The following is a 14,860-nucleotide window of genomic DNA, read 5'->3' on the forward strand; positions in this document are numbered from 1 at the left end:
TGGTATCCCGTGGACCGGTGGTCTGCCTGTGCGAATCAGGAGCCCCGAAACCGCAGCTTCGGCGCCCCCTGAGACCTTCCGGTTCGATGGTGGCCGGCGCCGGACGCACCTCACCTCGCGACCACGGGAGCCCCCTCTTGGCGATGCCGCCCAAATCCATGACGACCAAGCACATCTTCGTCACCGGGGGTGTCGCTTCCTCCCTCGGCAAGGGCCTGACGGCCTCCAGCCTGGGTGCGCTGCTGAAGGCGCGCGGTCTTCGGGTCACGATGCAGAAGCTCGACCCATACCTCAACGTCGACCCCGGCACGATGAACCCGTTCCAGCACGGTGAGGTGTTCGTCACCAACGACGGCGCCGAGACCGACCTGGACATCGGCCACTACGAGCGCTTCCTCGACGTCGACCTCGACGGCTCGGCCAACGTCACCACCGGCCAGGTCTACTCGCAGGTCATCGCCAAGGAGCGGCGCGGCGAGTACCTCGGTGACACCGTGCAGGTCATCCCGCACATCACCAACGAGATCAAGCACCGCATCCGCCGCATGGCGACCGACGACGTCGACGTCGTCATCACCGAGGTCGGCGGCACCGTCGGCGACATCGAGTCCCTGCCGTTCCTGGAGACCGTCCGCCAGGTCCGCCACGAGGTCGGCCGCGACAACGTCTTCGTCGTGCACATCTCGCTGCTGCCCTACATCGGCCCCTCCGGCGAGCTGAAGACCAAGCCGACCCAGCACTCGGTGGCGGCGCTGCGCAACATCGGCATCCAGCCCGACGCGATCGTGCTGCGCGCCGACCGCGAGGTCCCCACCTCGATCAAGCGCAAGATCTCGCTGATGTGCGACGTCGACGAGGAGGCCGTGGTCGCCGCGATCGACGCCAAGTCGATCTACGACATCCCCAAGGTGCTGCACACCGAGGGCCTGGACGCGTACGTCGTGCGCAAGCTCGACCTGCCCTTCCGCGACGTCAACTGGACCGTCTGGGAGGACCTCCTGGACCGGGTCCACAACCCCGACCACGAGGTCAAGGTCGCGCTCGTCGGCAAGTACATCGACCTGCCCGACGCCTACCTGTCGGTGACCGAGGCGCTGCGCGCCGGCGGCTTCGCCAACAGGGCCCGCGTGCAGATCAAGTGGGTCACCTCCGACGACTGCAAGACCCAGGCGGGCGCCGCGGCGCAGCTGTCCGACGTGGACGCGATCTGCGTGCCCGGCGGCTTCGGCGACCGCGGTGTCAACGGCAAGGTCGGCGCGATCACCTACGCCCGCGAGAACAAGGTCCCGCTGCTCGGCCTGTGCCTGGGTCTGCAGTGCGTGGTCATCGAGGCCGCGCGGAACCTGGCGGGCATCGAGGACGCGAACTCCACCGAGTTCGACGCCTCCACCGCCAACCCGGTGATCTCCACGATGGAGGAGCAGCTGGCCTTCGTCGAGGGCGCGGGCGACCTGGGCGGCACCATGCGCCTGGGCATGTACCCGGCGAAGCTCGCCGAGGGCTCCATCGTGCGCGAGGTCTACGGCGACCAGGCGTACGTGGACGAGCGCCACCGCCACCGCTACGAGGTCAACAACTCCTACCGCGGCGAGCTGGAGAAGAAGGCCGGTCTGGTCTTCTCCGGCACCTCCCCGGACAACAAGCTCGTCGAGTACGTCGAGTACCCGCGCGAGGTCCACCCCTACCTGGTGGCCACCCAGGCCCACCCGGAGCTGCGCTCGCGCCCCACGCGCCCGCACCCGCTGTTCGCGGGTCTGGTCAAGGCGGCCGTGGAGCGGCAGCAGGCCGCGAAGTAGTCGTACGGCACATACCGTAGACAGCCGGGGTACGGAGATCCGTACCCCGGCTGTCGCGCGTTGTGGAGGGCTTCGGGGCATGGAGATCAAGGACACGTCGGAATCCTGGGAGACGGTGTCGACCCAGCGGCCGTTCCAGGGCGCGAAGACGGCGGTGGCTTCCGACGAGGTGCGGATGCCCGACGGGTCCGTGGCCCGCCGCGACTACCAGGTGCACCCCGGGTCGGTGTGCGTGCTCGCCCTGGACGATGCGGGACGGGTGCTGGTGCTCAGCCAGTACCGCCACCCGGTGCGGCGGCGGCTGTGGGAGCTCCCGGCGGGGCTCCTGGACGTGGTGGGGGAGAACCCGCTGCACGGGGCGCAGCGCGAGCTGTACGAGGAGGCGCACGTCAAGGCCGAGGACTGGCGGGTGCTGGCCGACTTCTACGCGTCCCCCGGCGGCTCGGACGAGGCCACCCGGATCTTCCTCGCGCGCGGCGTCTCGGAGGCCGACGGCGAACGCTACGCGGAGTCCGGCTCGGAGGAGGCGGACATGGAGGTGGCGTGGGTCCCGCTGCCCGAGCTGGTACGGGGCGTCCTGGCGGGCGAGCTGGGCAACCCCGGGCTCGTCACGGGAGCCCTGGCCCTCTCGGCGGCCCTGGCCGCCGACCCGCCCCTGACCTCGCTGCGCCCGGCGGACGCCCCGTGGCAGGCCCGCCCGTACGAGGCGTAGGCCGTCCCTTCCGGATCCTGCCGGGCCCGCGGCGTGACGTTCCGACGTGCCGCGCGCGCGGCACGTCGGACAAGCTGCCCATCCGCTGATCCGATCGGGCGATTTGTCCGCCGCGCTCCACCCTGTCCGTCGCTCTGCGTGAACTACGCTCGCAATCCGAAGGCAGCGAGAGGAGCGGATCCGTGACGGATTTCGTCGGGCGGCGGCGTGAGCTCAAGGAGCTCCGCGAGGACATCGCGCGAACCGGGCTCGACACCCTCTCCGGCCGCAAGGCCAAGGCCCCGCGCGCCCGGGTGCTCCTCGTCGCGGGGCGCCCCGGCTCCGGCCGGACCGCACTCGCCGAGGCGCTGGTGCGCGAGATCGCCGACGACTATCCCGACGGGGTGCTGAAGGTCCGGCTCACCGCCCCCACGGGCGAGGCCGTCGCCACCGAGCGTGCCGTCCGCACCCTCCTGGAGGGACTCGGGCAGCCCACCCCGCCCGGCGCCGGCGAGGACGATCTCAGCTCCGCCCTGCGCACCGCCTTGGCCGGCCGCCGCATGGTCCTGCTCGTCGACGACGCCTGCGATCCGCACCAGGTCGACGCCCTGCTCCCGGACACCCCCGAGTGCCTGGTCGTCGTCACCGCGGAGGGCCCCCTGACCGGGATTCCGGATGTCCGCCCCTGCACCCTCGGCGGCCTCGACACCCCCTCGGCCGTCCGCATGCTGGTCCAGCGCATCGGCGACGTCCGCGCGGCCAACGACCCGCGCGCGGCCGAAGCCCTCGCCGAGGAGTGCGGCGGCCAGCCCGCCGCGCTCGCCCTCGCGGGCGGCTGGCTCGCCGCACGCCCCAAGGCCTCCGTGGCGGACGTGGGCAAGCAGCTGCACGACATGCCCGCCGGGGTCGGCGGCCCGCTCGCCAAGACCTTCAGGCTCGTCTACGAATCCCTCCCGCAGCCCGCCCAGCGGACCCTGCGACTGCTTCCGCTTGCCCCCGCGGGCCTCGTCGACTCCCACGTCGCCTCCGCACTGGCCGGCTGCTCCGTGGCCGCCGCGCAGTCGACCCTGGAGGACTTCGCCGCGCTGGGCCTGCTCAGGCCCGCCCACGACGGGCTGTACCTGCTGCCCGGCTGCCTCGCGCCGCTGCTCCAGGCCCTGCTGGAGGCCAAGGAACGGCCCGCCGAGGTCCAGCTGGCCCGGGCCCGGATGCTGGAGCGCACCGTACGGCTGCTGCTCTCCTGCCGGGCCATGGCCGAGCCGGACGAGGACGGCAACGACGGGCTCGGCGGCGCCGTCGGCCTGCCGGAGAAGCTCGACGGGGTGCCGCGCGCCCTGCGCTTCGCCGACCGGCGGGCGGCCGAGACCTGGCTGGACACCCGGCTGCCCGCACTGCTGGCCGCCGCCTCGCTGGCCGTGGCCGACGGGGAGCTGGACACCCTGGCGCGCAGGTTCGTGGCGGCGCTGGCCCGGGCCCTGTCGGAGCACCGCGGCACCGCCGCGGCCGCGCCGGAGCTGTACGGGCTGCACCGGCTCGTGCTGGACGTGGCCGAGCGGCGCGATCTGCACCGGGAGCAGGCCGCCGCGCTGCTGAACCTGGCCGATCTGGACGCCGGGACCGGCCGGACCCGGGAGGCGCTGGAGCGGTACCGGGCCGCGCTGGACGCGGGAAAGGCGGCGAACGACCCGTACGCCTCGGGCCGCGCGATGGAATCCGTAGGCGGCGCGCACCAGGAGCTGGGCGACTGGCACCGGGCCTCCGACTGGTTCGGCCGGGCGCTGTCCCACGCCCTCGCACGGGGGGAGCGTGCGGACGAGGCGCGGCTGTACGGGCGGCTGGGGAACGTGCACACGTACGCGGGCCGGTACGGGGAGGCGCTGCGGAGCTGGCGGGCGGCCTCGGCCGGCTACCGGAAACTGGCCGATGTCCCCGGCCAGGCAAAGGCGTTGAGCGAGATGGCGCGGATCCAGGAGTACGCGGGGCGGCCCGAGGAATCGCTGCACACCTGCCGCGAGGCGGTGGAGCTCGCGCGCAAGGCCGGCGACCTGCGGCTTCAGGCCGCGCTCCAGGTGCGGCTGGCGGACACGCTGGACCGGCTCGGCGATCCCGCGGCTGCCAGGCTGCACAGGTCCGCGGCCGACAGATTGCTGGGAGACGATCCCGCAGCCTGCGAAATCCGCAGCGATTCCGACTGAGATTATTGGTTTGCAAGGCTAGACAGCCGCTCATCCTTCATTAGACTGGCTTCACCAGGTCATCCTCTGGTGCATCCCGTTGCGCGTTCTTGTGGACGGGTTTGTATTGAAGTAGCCCGAAACATCCCCTGAGCCAAGGACCGTGAGCCACGATGAAGGTCGGCATCCCCCGCGAGGTCAAGAACAACGAGTTCCGGGTCGCCATCACGCCTGCCGGCGTGCATGAGCTGGTCCGCAACGGCCACCAGGTCTTCGTCGAGCAGAACGCCGGTGTGGGCTCCTCGATCACGGACGCGGAGTACGTCTCCGCCGGCGCCGAGATCCTGGGCACCGCCGACGAGGTCTGGGCCACCGCCGACCTGCTGCTGAAGGTCAAGGAGCCCATCGCCGAGGAGTACCACCGCCTCCGCAAGGACCAGACCCTCTTCACCTACCTGCACCTCGCGGCCTCCCGCGAGTGCACGGACGCCCTGCTCGAGTCCGGCACCACCGCCATCGCGTACGAGACGGTCGAGACGGCGAACCGCGCCCTCCCGCTGCTCGCCCCGATGTCCGAGGTCGCGGGCCGCCTGGCCCCGCAGGTCGGCGCCTACCACCTGATGCGCTCGGTCGGCGGCCGCGGCGTGCTCCCCGGCGGCGTCCCCGGCACCCACGCCGGCGAGTGCGTGGTCATCGGCGGCGGCGTCTCCGGCTGGAACGCCGTGCAGATCGCCGTCGGCATGGGCTTCCACGTGACCCTGCTGGACCGCGACATCAACAAGCTCCGCGAGGCCGACAAGATCTTCGGCACGAAGATCAAGACGATCGTCTCCAACGCCTTCGAGCTGGAGAAGGCCGTCATCGAGGCCGACCTCGTCATCGGCGCGGTGCTGATCCCGGGTGCGAAGGCCCCGAAGCTGGTCACCAACGAGCTCGTCGCCAAGATGAAGCCCGGAAGTGTCCTTGTCGACATTGCGATCGACCAGGGCGGCTGCTTCGAGGACTCCCGCGCGACCACTCACGCCGAGCCGACCTTCCAGGTCCACAACTCGGTCTTCTACTGCGTCGCCAACATGCCGGGCGCGGTGCCGAACACCTCCACCTACGCCCTGACCAACGCCACGCTGCCCTACATCGTGCAGCTCGCGAACCTCGGCTGGGTCGAGGCGCTGCGTCGTGACCCGGCGCTCGCGCTGGGCCTCAACACCCATGACGGGCAGGTCGTTTACCGCGAGGTCGCCGAGGCCCACGGTCTCGAGACCCTCGAGCTGAGCACGCTGCTCGGCTGATTCGTCAACGACTGACGTCAATCTCACGTATCCGGCCGGACCTTGCTCGCGAGGTCCGGCCGGAGGCGTTCCCGGGGTCGTCCGCGAGGCCGCTCAACTCGCCTCGAACGTAACCCTTTAACCCTTTCGCGCACCCGCGAAACTTCCCGGCGACAGCTCGTACGCCCTTGACAGAGTGGTGTTCGCTTGCCGACACATCGCGGCGGGTCCGGTGGATTGTGTTGCCGCTGAGTGGTGACACGCCATAGAGTCGCCAACCGTCGGCATGGTGCCACGCTGACCTATCGATAAGTGTCCTGGTCACGTCCGAGGAGGTAAGACGACTTGTGAATGAGTCGACATTTGCTCCTGGAGGTGGTCGAGCAGGAGGGCCTGCGCAGGGCCAGGGTCCTGCCGGAATCGAAGCCGTGGGATCCGTAGCGGTCCGCACCTTCGCAAACCACCAGCACATGACGACGCCCCAAAAGAGCATGGACGGCCTAGACGTGAACTCCAGGGCCGGCGACCCGAGCGGCGACAAGCCCGTGGGTTTCGCCGACTACGAACAGGTGCCCGAGGGGCACTTCTACGACCCCGACGCGGAGTACGAGCCCGACCCCGAGTACGCGGCCACTCTCGCCCCCGACGCTGCCCGCCAGCGCCGTGAGCGGATCGGCCCGACCGGACGGCCGCTGCCGTACTTCCCGATCCCGGGTCCGCTGACCGACCACGGTCCGGCGACGATCATCGCGATGTGCAACCAGAAGGGCGGCGTGGGCAAGACCACGTCGACCATCAACCTGGGTGCGGCGCTCGCGGAGTACGGGCGCCGCGTGCTGCTCGTCGACTTCGACCCGCAGGGCGCGCTGTCGGTCGGCCTCGGGGTCAACCCGATGGAACTCGACCTGACGGTCTACAACCTGCTCATGGAGCGGGGCATGTCGGCCGACGAGGTGCTGCTGAAGACGGCGGTCCCCAACATGGACCTGCTGCCGAGCAACATCGACCTGTCCGCCGCCGAAGTGCAGTTGGTCAGCGAGGTCGCGCGCGAGTCGACGCTGCAGCGGGCCCTGAAGCCCCTGCTGCCCGACTACGACTACATCGTGATCGACTGTCAGCCCTCGCTCGGTCTGCTGACCGTGAACGCCCTGACGGCGGCTCACAAGGTCATCGTGCCGCTGGAGTGCGAGTTCTTCGCACTGCGCGGTGTGGCTCTGCTGACCGAGACCATCGAGAAGGTGCAGGAGCGGCTCAACCCGGAGCTGGAGCTCGACGGCATCCTCGCCACGATGTACGACTCCCGCACGGTGCACAGCCGTGAGGTGCTGGCGCGCGTCGTCGAGGCCTTCGACGACCACGTCTACCACACGGTCATCGGCCGCACGGTGCGGTTCCCGGAGACCACGGTCGCCGGCGAGCCGATCACCACGTACGCCTCCAACTCCGTCGGCGCCGCCGCCTACCGCCAGCTGGCCAGGGAGGTGCTCGCCCGGTGTCCCGCCGAGTGAGTCTGCCCGGAGCCGACGAACTGTTCCGTACGACCGGGGGGATGGCGCTGACCTCCTCCTCGCCGAACTCGGCGCGGGGCGTGGAGCACGCGGCGGCGGCCGCGGAGGGCACGGCGGGAGAGGGCCGCAGCCGGGAGGCTGAGGCCGGCACGGAGCCGGGCGTCGGACCGCAGCGGCGTCCGCAGGAAGGTTCCGGTAACGCCGTCCCCGCCCCCACCCCCGGTCGGGGCAAGGGGCCGGGCCGCGGTGCGAACCGGCGGCCCAGCGGGCGCGAGCGGCACGACGAGAAGATCACGGTCTACGTCTCCGCGGAGGAGCTCATGGACCTGGAGCACGCGCGGCTGGTGCTGCGCGGGGAGCACGGGCTCGCGGTCGACCGCGGGCGGATCGTGCGGGAGGCCGTCGCGGTGGTCCTGGCGGACCTGGAGTCCCGCGGTGACGCGAGCATCCTGGTGCGGCGGCTGCGGGGCCGCTGAGCCCTGCGGGGGCCGGGCGGGCTCGTCCCGTCGGCTTCCGGCGGCCCTGCCGCGTGCGGCGACCCCGGTCCTCAAGCGCCGGACGGCTGGATTCGCCGGCGCACGTGGGAGCCTTGGGGGCCGGGTCGCCCGCCCGGTCAGATGCTTCCTCCGCACCACCCTGGACCGCGATGCCCTCTCCTGCCGAACCCGGCCAGCCGCCCCGCCGCTCCCTGGGCCGCGGCCCAGGTGCTCCCGTACCGGCCCCAGGGGCTCCGGGTGGGGCCGTGGAGGACTCGGAGCCCCCCGGCGGCCCCCAGGGGCCCGGGGAGGCCGAGGAGCCCGTAGAGGCTCCTTCTTCGGCTCCCGCAGCGGGTGAAGCCGTGGCGGACCCCGTCGGGGACGGGCGGTTCACCGTGCGGCTCGAGAACTTCGAGGGGCCCTTCGACCTGCTGCTGCAGCTGATCTCCCGGCACAAGATGGACGTCACCGAGGTCGCGCTGTCGGAGGTCACCAACGAGTTCATGGCGCACATCCGTGCCATGGGGCCCGACTGGGACCTCGACCAGACGACCGAGTTCCTCGTCGTCGCCGCCACCCTGCTCGACCTGAAGGCGGCCCGGCTGCTGCCCGTCGCCGAGGTCGAGGACGAGGCGGACCTCGCCCTGCTGGAGGCCCGGGACCTGCTGTTCGCGCGGCTGCTGCAGTACCGGGCGTACAAGCGGATCGCCGAGATCTTCCAGGACCGCGCCGAGGCCGAGGGCAAGCGCTACCCGCGCACCGTCGGGCTGGAGCCCCACCTCGCCGAGCTGCTCCCCGAGGTGGTCATCGGCATCGGCGGCGAGGGGCTGGCGCGGCTCGCGGTCAAGGCCATGCAGCCCCGGGCGAAACCGCAGGTGTACGTGGACCACATCCACGCGCCCCTCGTGAGCGTCCGGGAGCAGGCCGGGCTGGTCGTCGCGCTGCTCAAGGCCAGGGGCGAGGCCACCTTCCAGGAGCTCACCGAGGACGCCCCCGACACCCTGACCGTCGTGGCGCGCTTCCTGGCCCTCCTGGAGCTCTACCGGGAGAAGGCGGTGGTCCTGGACCAGGAGGAGGCGCTGAAGACGCTCACGGTGCGCTGGAGCGGCGGGGACGGGGACGGCATGCCGACGGTGACGGACGAGTTCGATCGGATCGTGGAGGTCAAGGAATGAACGACGTGACGACCCCCGTGGCCGCGCTGGCGCTGAAGCCGGCCCTGGAGGCCGTCCTCATGGTCGTGGACGAGCCGGCCACCGAGGCGCACCTGGCCAAGGTGCTGGAGCGGACCCCCCGCGAGGTCGCGGTGGCGCTGCGCGAGCTGGCGCAGGAGTACGAGGTCCAGGGCCGCGGCTTCGACCTGCGGCTCGTCGCCGGGGGCTGGCGGTTCTACAGCCGGGCGGACTGCGCGCCGGCCGTCGAGGCCTTCGTACTGGACGGCCAGCAGGCCCGCCTCACCCAGGCGGCCCTGGAGACCATGGCCGTCGTCGCGTACCGCCAGCCGGTCAGCCGGTCGCGGGTCTCGGCGGTCCGCGGAGTCAACTGCGACGGGGTCATGCGCACCCTCCTCCAGCGGGGTCTGGTGGAGGAGGCGGGGACGGAACCCGAAACAGGTGCGATCCTGTACAGGACGACGAACTACTTTCTGGAGCGGATGGGCCTGCGCGGCCTGGACGAGCTCCCGGAGCTCGCGCCCTTCCTCCCCGAGGCGGACGCGATCGAAGCCGAGACGCAAGAGGGTGTTCCGTCGTTCGATCCGGACTCTCCGGATACCGATGAAGACGACAAGACGACGGAACTTTGATGCGAAGCAGCGGCAACGGCAACGGTGGCGGCAACAGGAACAGCGGCGGCGGTGGCGGCGGGCGCGGTAGCGCCCCCCGCGGCGGCTCCGGCGGCGGTGGCGGCTACCGCGGTGGTGGCTCCGGCTCCCGCGGCGGCTCCTCCGGTGGCGGCTACCAGGGCGGTGGCTCGCGCGGTGGCTCGTCCGGTGGCGGTTACCAGGGCGGCGGCTCCCGTGGCGGCTCCTCGGGCGGCGGCTACCAGGGCGGCGGCTCGCGCGGTGGCTCCTCCGGTGGCGGTTACCAGGGCGGCGGCTCCCGTGGCGGCTCCTCCGGCGGCGGCTACCAGGGCGGCGGCTACGACCGCGACCGCGAGCCGGAGCCCCGCATCCGCAACCCCCGCCCCGAGCAGCGTCGCTACGACGTGGGCCCCGAGGGCGAGCGCAACGGCCGTGGCGGTGCCAAGGCGGGCGGCGGCGGTGCCCGCGGCGCGGCCGACGGCAACCGCGGTGGCGGCGCCCGCGGCGCTGCGGCCCGCGGTGGTGCCAAGGGCGGCCCGAAGGTCTCCCGTACCCCCGGCATCGGCGGCGCCGGCGGCCCGCGCATCGGCCCCGGCTCCCGCAGCGGCCGTGCCAAGCCGCGCGAGCTGGAGGCGCGGATCGAGGAGCGCGTGCGCGACCGGTACGCCGACAAGCCCGTGATCAAGACCCCGAAGACCTTCCCGGGCGCCGAGGAGGAGGGCGAGCGTCTGCAGAAGGTGCTCGCCCGGGCCGGCATGGGTTCGCGCCGTGCGTGCGAGGAGCTCATCGAGCAGGCGCGCGTCGAGGTCAACGGCGAGATCGTCCTGGAGCAGGGCAAGCGCGTGAAGCCCTCGGACGAGATCAAGGTGGACGGCCTGACCGTCGCCACCCAGTCGTACCTGTTCTTCGCGCTGAACAAGCCGGCCGGCGTCGTCTCCACCATGGAGGACCCGGACGGCCGCCAGTGCCTCGGCGACTACGTCACCAACCGTGAGACGCGCCTGTTCCACGTCGGCCGGCTCGACACCGAGACCGAGGGCATCATCCTGCTCACCAACCACGGTGAACTGGCCCACCGCCTCACGCACCCGAAGTACGGCGTGAAGAAGACCTACGTCGCCGCGATCACCGGCCCGCTGCCGCGCGACATCGGCAAGCGCCTCAAGGACGGCATCGAGCTGGAGGACGGCTACGCCCGCGCCGACCACTTCCGCGTCGTCGACCAGCTCGGCAAGAACTACCTGGTCGAGGTGACCCTCCACGAGGGCCGCAAGCACATCGTCCGCCGCATGCTGGCCGAGGCCGGCTTCCCGGTCGAGAAGCTCGTGCGGACCTCCTTCGGCCCGATCGAGCTCGGCGACCAGAAGTCCGGCTGGCTGCGCCGCCTGACCAACACCGAGGTCGGCATGCTCATGCGCGAGGTCGGTCTCTAGGACCCGGCCGGTAGCACGGCCCCACTCGGGCCTCCAGAACCCGCGGTGCCTTCGGGCGCCGCGGGTTTTTTGGTTGTGCCGCCCCCCGGACCCTGTTTATAGTCAATCTGACCATAAAGAGAGCGGAGAGCGGGGGCGTCATGGGATGGCAGACGAGCTGGACCGAGATCCTCGGGTTCGGCACGGGCGCCGTGTGCGTCTGGCTGGTCGCCCGGCAGCACATCGCCAACTGGCCGATCGGCATCGCCAACAACGTCTTCTTCATCGTGCTCTTCACCCAGGCCGGCCTGTACGCCGACGCCGGGCTGCAGATCGTCTTCATCGCCCTCGCCGCGTACGGCTGGTGGTCCTGGACCCACGGGAACGGCCCGGGCTCCGTCGCGGCCCTGCCGGTGCGCCGCACCACCACCGCCGAGTGGGCCGCACTGGCGGCCGCGGGAGCGGTCGCGGTGCTCGGCCTGACCCTCCTGCTGAGCCGGGCCACCGACTCCACCGTCCCGTTCTGGGACGCGCTCACGACCGGGCTCTCGCTCGCGGCCACGTACGGCCAGTGCCGCAAGCTCGTCGAGTCCTGGTGGCTGTGGATCGCGGCGGACCTCGTCTACATCCCCCTGTACGCCTACAAGGGGCTGTACCTGACCTCCCTGCTCTACGTCGGCTTCCTCGCCCTGTGCGTCGCCGGACTGCTCGGCTGGCGCCGGGCGCTCCCGGCCCGCGTGGCACCGGCGGCGGTGACGGCGTGAAGCGCCACGGCCACGGGCTGGTCCTCGGCAAGTTCTATCCGCCGCACGCCGGCCACCACCACCTGGTGCGCACCGCCCAGGACCAGTGCGAGCGGCTGACCGTACTGGTCTGCGCGGCCTCGGTGGAGTCCGTACCGCTCGCCGACCGGGTCGCCTGGATGCGCGAGGCGCACCCGGGGGCCGAGGTGGTCGGCGCGGTCGACGACATCCCGGTCGACCTCCAGGACCCGGCCGTCTGGGAGGCGCACATGGCGATCTTCCGGCGCGCGGTGCGCGGCCCGGTCGACGCCGTCTTCACCTCCGAGGCCTACGGGACCGAGCTGGCACGGAGGTTCGGCGCCGAGGAGGTCTGCGTGGACCCCAGCCGCACCCTGTTCCCGGTGTCCGGCACGGCCGTACGGGCCGACCCCGCCGGGACCTGGGAGTTCCTGGGACCCGCCGTACGGGCGGCGCTGACCCGGCGGATCGTCGTACTCGGCGCCGAATCCACCGGCACGACCACGCTCTCGCGGGCCCTGGCCGAGCACTGGCGCGGGCGCGGCGGGGTGTGGGCGAAGACGGGCTGGGTCGCGGAGTACGGGCGGCGCTACAGCGAGGAGCGGCTCGCGGCCGCCCGCGCGGCGGACCCGGCGGCGACCTGGGCCGACATCGCCTTCACCTCGGCGGAGTTCCCGGTGATCGCACGGCGGCAGGACGCGGACGAGGAGCGGGCGGCCCGGCTGGGATCACCGGTGCTCTTCTGCGACACCGACTCCTTCGCCACCGGCATCTGGCACGAGCGGTACACGGGCGCACGCAGCGCGGAGGTCGAGCGGATCGCCGCCGGGACGCGGCGGGACCTGTACCTGCTCACCGACCACGAGGGCGTTCCCTTCGAGGACGACGGGCTGCGGGACGGGGAGGAGGTGAGGCCGTGGATGACCGGGCGGTTCCTGGAGGAACTGGAACGGACCGGAAGGCGCTTCCTGGTGGTCCGCGGGGACCGCGCGACGCGGCTGGCGGCGGCGGTGGCCGCGGTCGACGGACTCCTGGCGGAAGGCTGGCAGTTCGCGGACCCGCTGCCGGAGCGGGTGGCCGGGCAGGACCGGAACCAGGTGCAGCACGTGCCCGGGCAGACCCGGCGAGCGGGGGAGCGGAGCCGATGAGTGACACAGGACACAGCGGACCGGGACACAGCGGACCGGGACGCGGCGGAACCGGAGCCGGGCCCGCGGGGAAGTACGACCCGCACGCCTTCGCACCCTTCGCGGTGACCGTCGACCTCGCCGTCCTCACCGTGCGCGGCGGGATCCTGCACGTGCTGCTGATCCGGCGCGCGCAGGAACCGTACGCGGGCGCCTGGGCGCTGCCCGGCGGCTTCCTGCTGCCGCGGGAGTCGGCCGAGACGGCCGCCCGGCGCGAACTGGCCGAGGAGACCGGCCTGTCGGCGCAGGTGATCGACGCCCTGCACCTGGACCAGCTGCGCACCTACAGCGAACCGGACCGGGACCCCCGCATGCGGGTGGTCTCGGTGGCCTTCACCGCGCTCGTCCCCGACCTGCCGGAACCGGCGGCCGGAGGCGGCGGGGACGCGGACCGGGCCCGCTGGGTGCCGGTGGGCGAGGCCGGCGCGCCGTCCTTCGGACTGGCCTTCGACCACGCGGAGATCCTCGCGGACGCCCGTGCCCGCGTGGGCTCGAAGCTGGAGTACAGCTGCCTCGCCACCGCCTTCTGCCCGCCCGAGTTCACCCTCGGCGAGCTCCAGGCCGTCTACGAGACCGTCTGGGACACCGCCCTGGACCGCCCCAACTTCCGCCGCAAGGTCCTGGCCACGCCCGGCTTCGTCGAAGCCGTGCCCGGAGCCGCCCGGCTCACCGGCGGCCGCGGCAAACCGGCCGCGCTCTACCGGCCCGGACCCGCGACCACCCTCCACCCGCCCCTGCTGCGCCCCACGGAAGGACACACACGATGACGACGACCACCGGCAAGAGGGCGGCCACCGGAGCGCTCCTGGGACTGGCCCTGGGAGACGCCCTCGGCTTCCCGACGGAGTTCAACGACGTGCCCCGGATCCTGGCGAAGACCGGCCCCTGGCGGCAGATGGACCTGCCCCGGCCGGCCATCGTCACGGACGACACCCAGATGACGCTGGCCCTCGCCCGGGGCATACGGACCGCCGCGGAGCGGGGCCGGGTGGGGCCGCTGCGGCTCGCCCGCCCGGTCCGGGAGGAGTTCGTGGACTGGTACCACTCCCCGGAGAACAACCGGGCCCCGGGCCGCACCTGCCTGAAGGCCTGCAGCCTCCTCAACCATCCCGAACGGGACTGGCGCGACGCCAGCCAGCTCGGCTCCAAGGGCTGCGGGGCGAACATGCGGGTGGCCCCGGTCGGCCTGGTGCCCGGCTGGACGGAGGAGGAGCGGGCCGGCGCGGCCCAGCTCCAGTCGGCCCTCACCCACGGCCACCCGACCGCACTGGCGGCCTCCGACCTGACGGCGCGGGCGGTGTTCCTGCTGGCGCAGGGCACCGAGGTGACCGGCCTGGTCGGCCAACTGCGCTCGTACGCCCTGGAGAACCGCACCCGCTACCACGAGCGCTGGCTCGGCGACCTCTGGACGCGGACGGCCTCCGACGCCTCTGCGGAGTCCTTCATGGCGCGCGGCTGGGACGAGTGCCTGGAGGTCCTGGACCGCCTCGCGGCAGCCCTGCGCACCCCGTCCCCGGAAACCGACCCGTGCCTGACGACCGGCGACGGCTGGATCGCCGAGGAGGCCCTGGCCACCGCCCTCCAGTGCTTCCTGCTCTTCCCGGAGGAACCCCTCCTGGCCCTGCGCCGCGCGGCCTGCACGGCGGGCGACTCCGACTCCATCGCCTGCCTGGCCGGCGCCTTCGCCGGCGCCCACCTCGGCGCGGACGCCTGGCCCCGCGACTGGGAGGGCCGCATCGAGTACCGCGCGGAACTCCTGTCCTTCGGCACCCTCTGGGACGCGTGA

General features: G+C 72.4%; 13 protein-coding genes. All 13 read left to right on the forward strand.

Features of this window, described 5'->3' with window-relative positions:
* The first annotated feature begins 143 nt into the window (after positions 1-143).
* The 13 genes from ACZ60J_RS24390 (at position 144) to ACZ60J_RS24450 (ending at position 14,860) form a co-directional block, all read left to right on the forward strand.
* The gene (locus ACZ60J_RS24390; RefSeq protein WP_469684927.1) at positions 144-1,796 is read left to right on the forward strand and encodes a CTP synthase; all 1,653 of its coding nucleotides are present in this window, start codon (positions 144-146) and stop codon (positions 1,794-1,796) included.
* A 79-nt stretch (positions 1,797-1,875) separates the two neighbouring features.
* Complete coding sequence (locus ACZ60J_RS24395; RefSeq protein ID WP_250753394.1) at positions 1,876-2,508, forward strand: NUDIX domain-containing protein; 633 nt, start codon at positions 1,876-1,878, stop codon at positions 2,506-2,508.
* Positions 2,509-2,690: 182 nt separating this feature from the next.
* Positions 2,691-4,682 (forward strand): AAA family ATPase, encoded by a 1,992-nt coding sequence (locus tag ACZ60J_RS24400; RefSeq protein WP_469684929.1) that lies wholly within the window; start codon positions 2,691-2,693, stop codon positions 4,680-4,682.
* A gap of 152 nt (positions 4,683-4,834) precedes the next feature.
* On the forward strand, positions 4,835-5,950 hold the full coding sequence (gene ald / locus ACZ60J_RS24405; protein ID WP_266876781.1) for an alanine dehydrogenase: 1,116 nt from the start codon (positions 4,835-4,837) through the stop codon (positions 5,948-5,950).
* 449 nt (positions 5,951-6,399) lie between these two features.
* Positions 6,400-7,437, forward strand: coding sequence for a ParA family protein (locus tag ACZ60J_RS24410; RefSeq protein ID WP_243340996.1), 1,038 nt, complete (start codon positions 6,400-6,402; stop codon positions 7,435-7,437).
* Entirely contained in the window at positions 7,422-7,913 is a 492-nt protein-coding gene (locus tag ACZ60J_RS24415) for a hypothetical protein (RefSeq protein WP_469684931.1), read from the forward strand. Before ACZ60J_RS24410 ends, ACZ60J_RS24415 begins: the two co-directional genes overlap by 16 nt.
* Positions 7,914-8,083: 170 nt before the next feature.
* On the forward strand, positions 8,084-9,088 hold the full coding sequence (locus ACZ60J_RS24420; protein ID WP_469684933.1) for a segregation and condensation protein A: 1,005 nt from the start codon (positions 8,084-8,086) through the stop codon (positions 9,086-9,088).
* Positions 9,085-9,717, forward strand: a complete 633-nt coding sequence (gene scpB / locus ACZ60J_RS24425) for an SMC-Scp complex subunit ScpB (RefSeq protein WP_469684934.1) — start codon at positions 9,085-9,087, stop codon at positions 9,715-9,717. Before ACZ60J_RS24420 ends, scpB begins: the two co-directional genes overlap by 4 nt.
* Positions 9,717-11,147 (forward strand): pseudouridine synthase, encoded by a 1,431-nt coding sequence (locus ACZ60J_RS24430; RefSeq protein WP_469684936.1) that lies wholly within the window; start codon positions 9,717-9,719, stop codon positions 11,145-11,147. Before scpB ends, ACZ60J_RS24430 begins: the two co-directional genes overlap by 1 nt.
* Positions 11,148-11,287: 140 nt before the next feature.
* On the forward strand, positions 11,288-11,890 hold the full coding sequence (gene pnuC / locus ACZ60J_RS24435; protein ID WP_469684938.1) for a nicotinamide riboside transporter PnuC: 603 nt from the start codon (positions 11,288-11,290) through the stop codon (positions 11,888-11,890).
* On the forward strand, positions 11,887-13,035 hold the full coding sequence (locus tag ACZ60J_RS24440) for an AAA family ATPase (protein ID WP_469684940.1): 1,149 nt from the start codon (positions 11,887-11,889) through the stop codon (positions 13,033-13,035). Before pnuC ends, ACZ60J_RS24440 begins: the two co-directional genes overlap by 4 nt.
* Positions 13,032-13,841 carry an NUDIX hydrolase gene (locus tag ACZ60J_RS24445; RefSeq protein WP_469684942.1) on the forward strand — a complete coding sequence of 270 codons (810 nt, stop codon included), beginning with the start codon at positions 13,032-13,034 and terminating at the stop codon, positions 13,839-13,841. Before ACZ60J_RS24440 ends, ACZ60J_RS24445 begins: the two co-directional genes overlap by 4 nt.
* The gene (locus ACZ60J_RS24450; RefSeq protein WP_469684943.1) at positions 13,838-14,860 is read left to right on the forward strand and encodes an ADP-ribosylglycohydrolase family protein; all 1,023 of its coding nucleotides are present in this window, start codon (positions 13,838-13,840) and stop codon (positions 14,858-14,860) included. Before ACZ60J_RS24445 ends, ACZ60J_RS24450 begins: the two co-directional genes overlap by 4 nt.

The sequence above is a fragment of the Streptomyces sp. NPDC104226 genome, assembly GCF_055584085.1.

What these genes read in the sequence shown, in the direction of transcription:
- ACZ60J_RS24430 (WP_469684936.1), top strand. Translation starts at nt 9,717, where the DNA reads ATGCGAAGCAGCGGCAACGGCAACGGTGGCGGCAACAGGAACAGCGGC.
- ACZ60J_RS24450 (WP_469684943.1), top strand. Translation starts at nt 13,838, where the DNA reads ATGACGACGACCACCGGCAAGAGGGCGGCCACCGGAGCGCTCCTGGGA.
- ACZ60J_RS24395 (WP_250753394.1), top strand. Translation starts at nt 1,876, where the DNA reads ATGGAGATCAAGGACACGTCGGAATCCTGGGAGACGGTGTCGACCCAG.
- ACZ60J_RS24420 (WP_469684933.1), top strand. Translation starts at nt 8,084, where the DNA reads ATGCCCTCTCCTGCCGAACCCGGCCAGCCGCCCCGCCGCTCCCTGGGC.
- ACZ60J_RS24410 (WP_243340996.1), top strand. Translation starts at nt 6,400, where the DNA reads ATGACGACGCCCCAAAAGAGCATGGACGGCCTAGACGTGAACTCCAGG.
- pnuC (WP_469684938.1), top strand. Translation starts at nt 11,288, where the DNA reads ATGGGATGGCAGACGAGCTGGACCGAGATCCTCGGGTTCGGCACGGGC.
- ald (WP_266876781.1), top strand. Translation starts at nt 4,835, where the DNA reads ATGAAGGTCGGCATCCCCCGCGAGGTCAAGAACAACGAGTTCCGGGTC.
- scpB (WP_469684934.1), top strand. Translation starts at nt 9,085, where the DNA reads ATGAACGACGTGACGACCCCCGTGGCCGCGCTGGCGCTGAAGCCGGCC.
- ACZ60J_RS24390 (WP_469684927.1), top strand. Translation starts at nt 144, where the DNA reads ATGCCGCCCAAATCCATGACGACCAAGCACATCTTCGTCACCGGGGGT.
- ACZ60J_RS24445 (WP_469684942.1), top strand. Translation starts at nt 13,032, where the DNA reads ATGAGTGACACAGGACACAGCGGACCGGGACACAGCGGACCGGGACGC.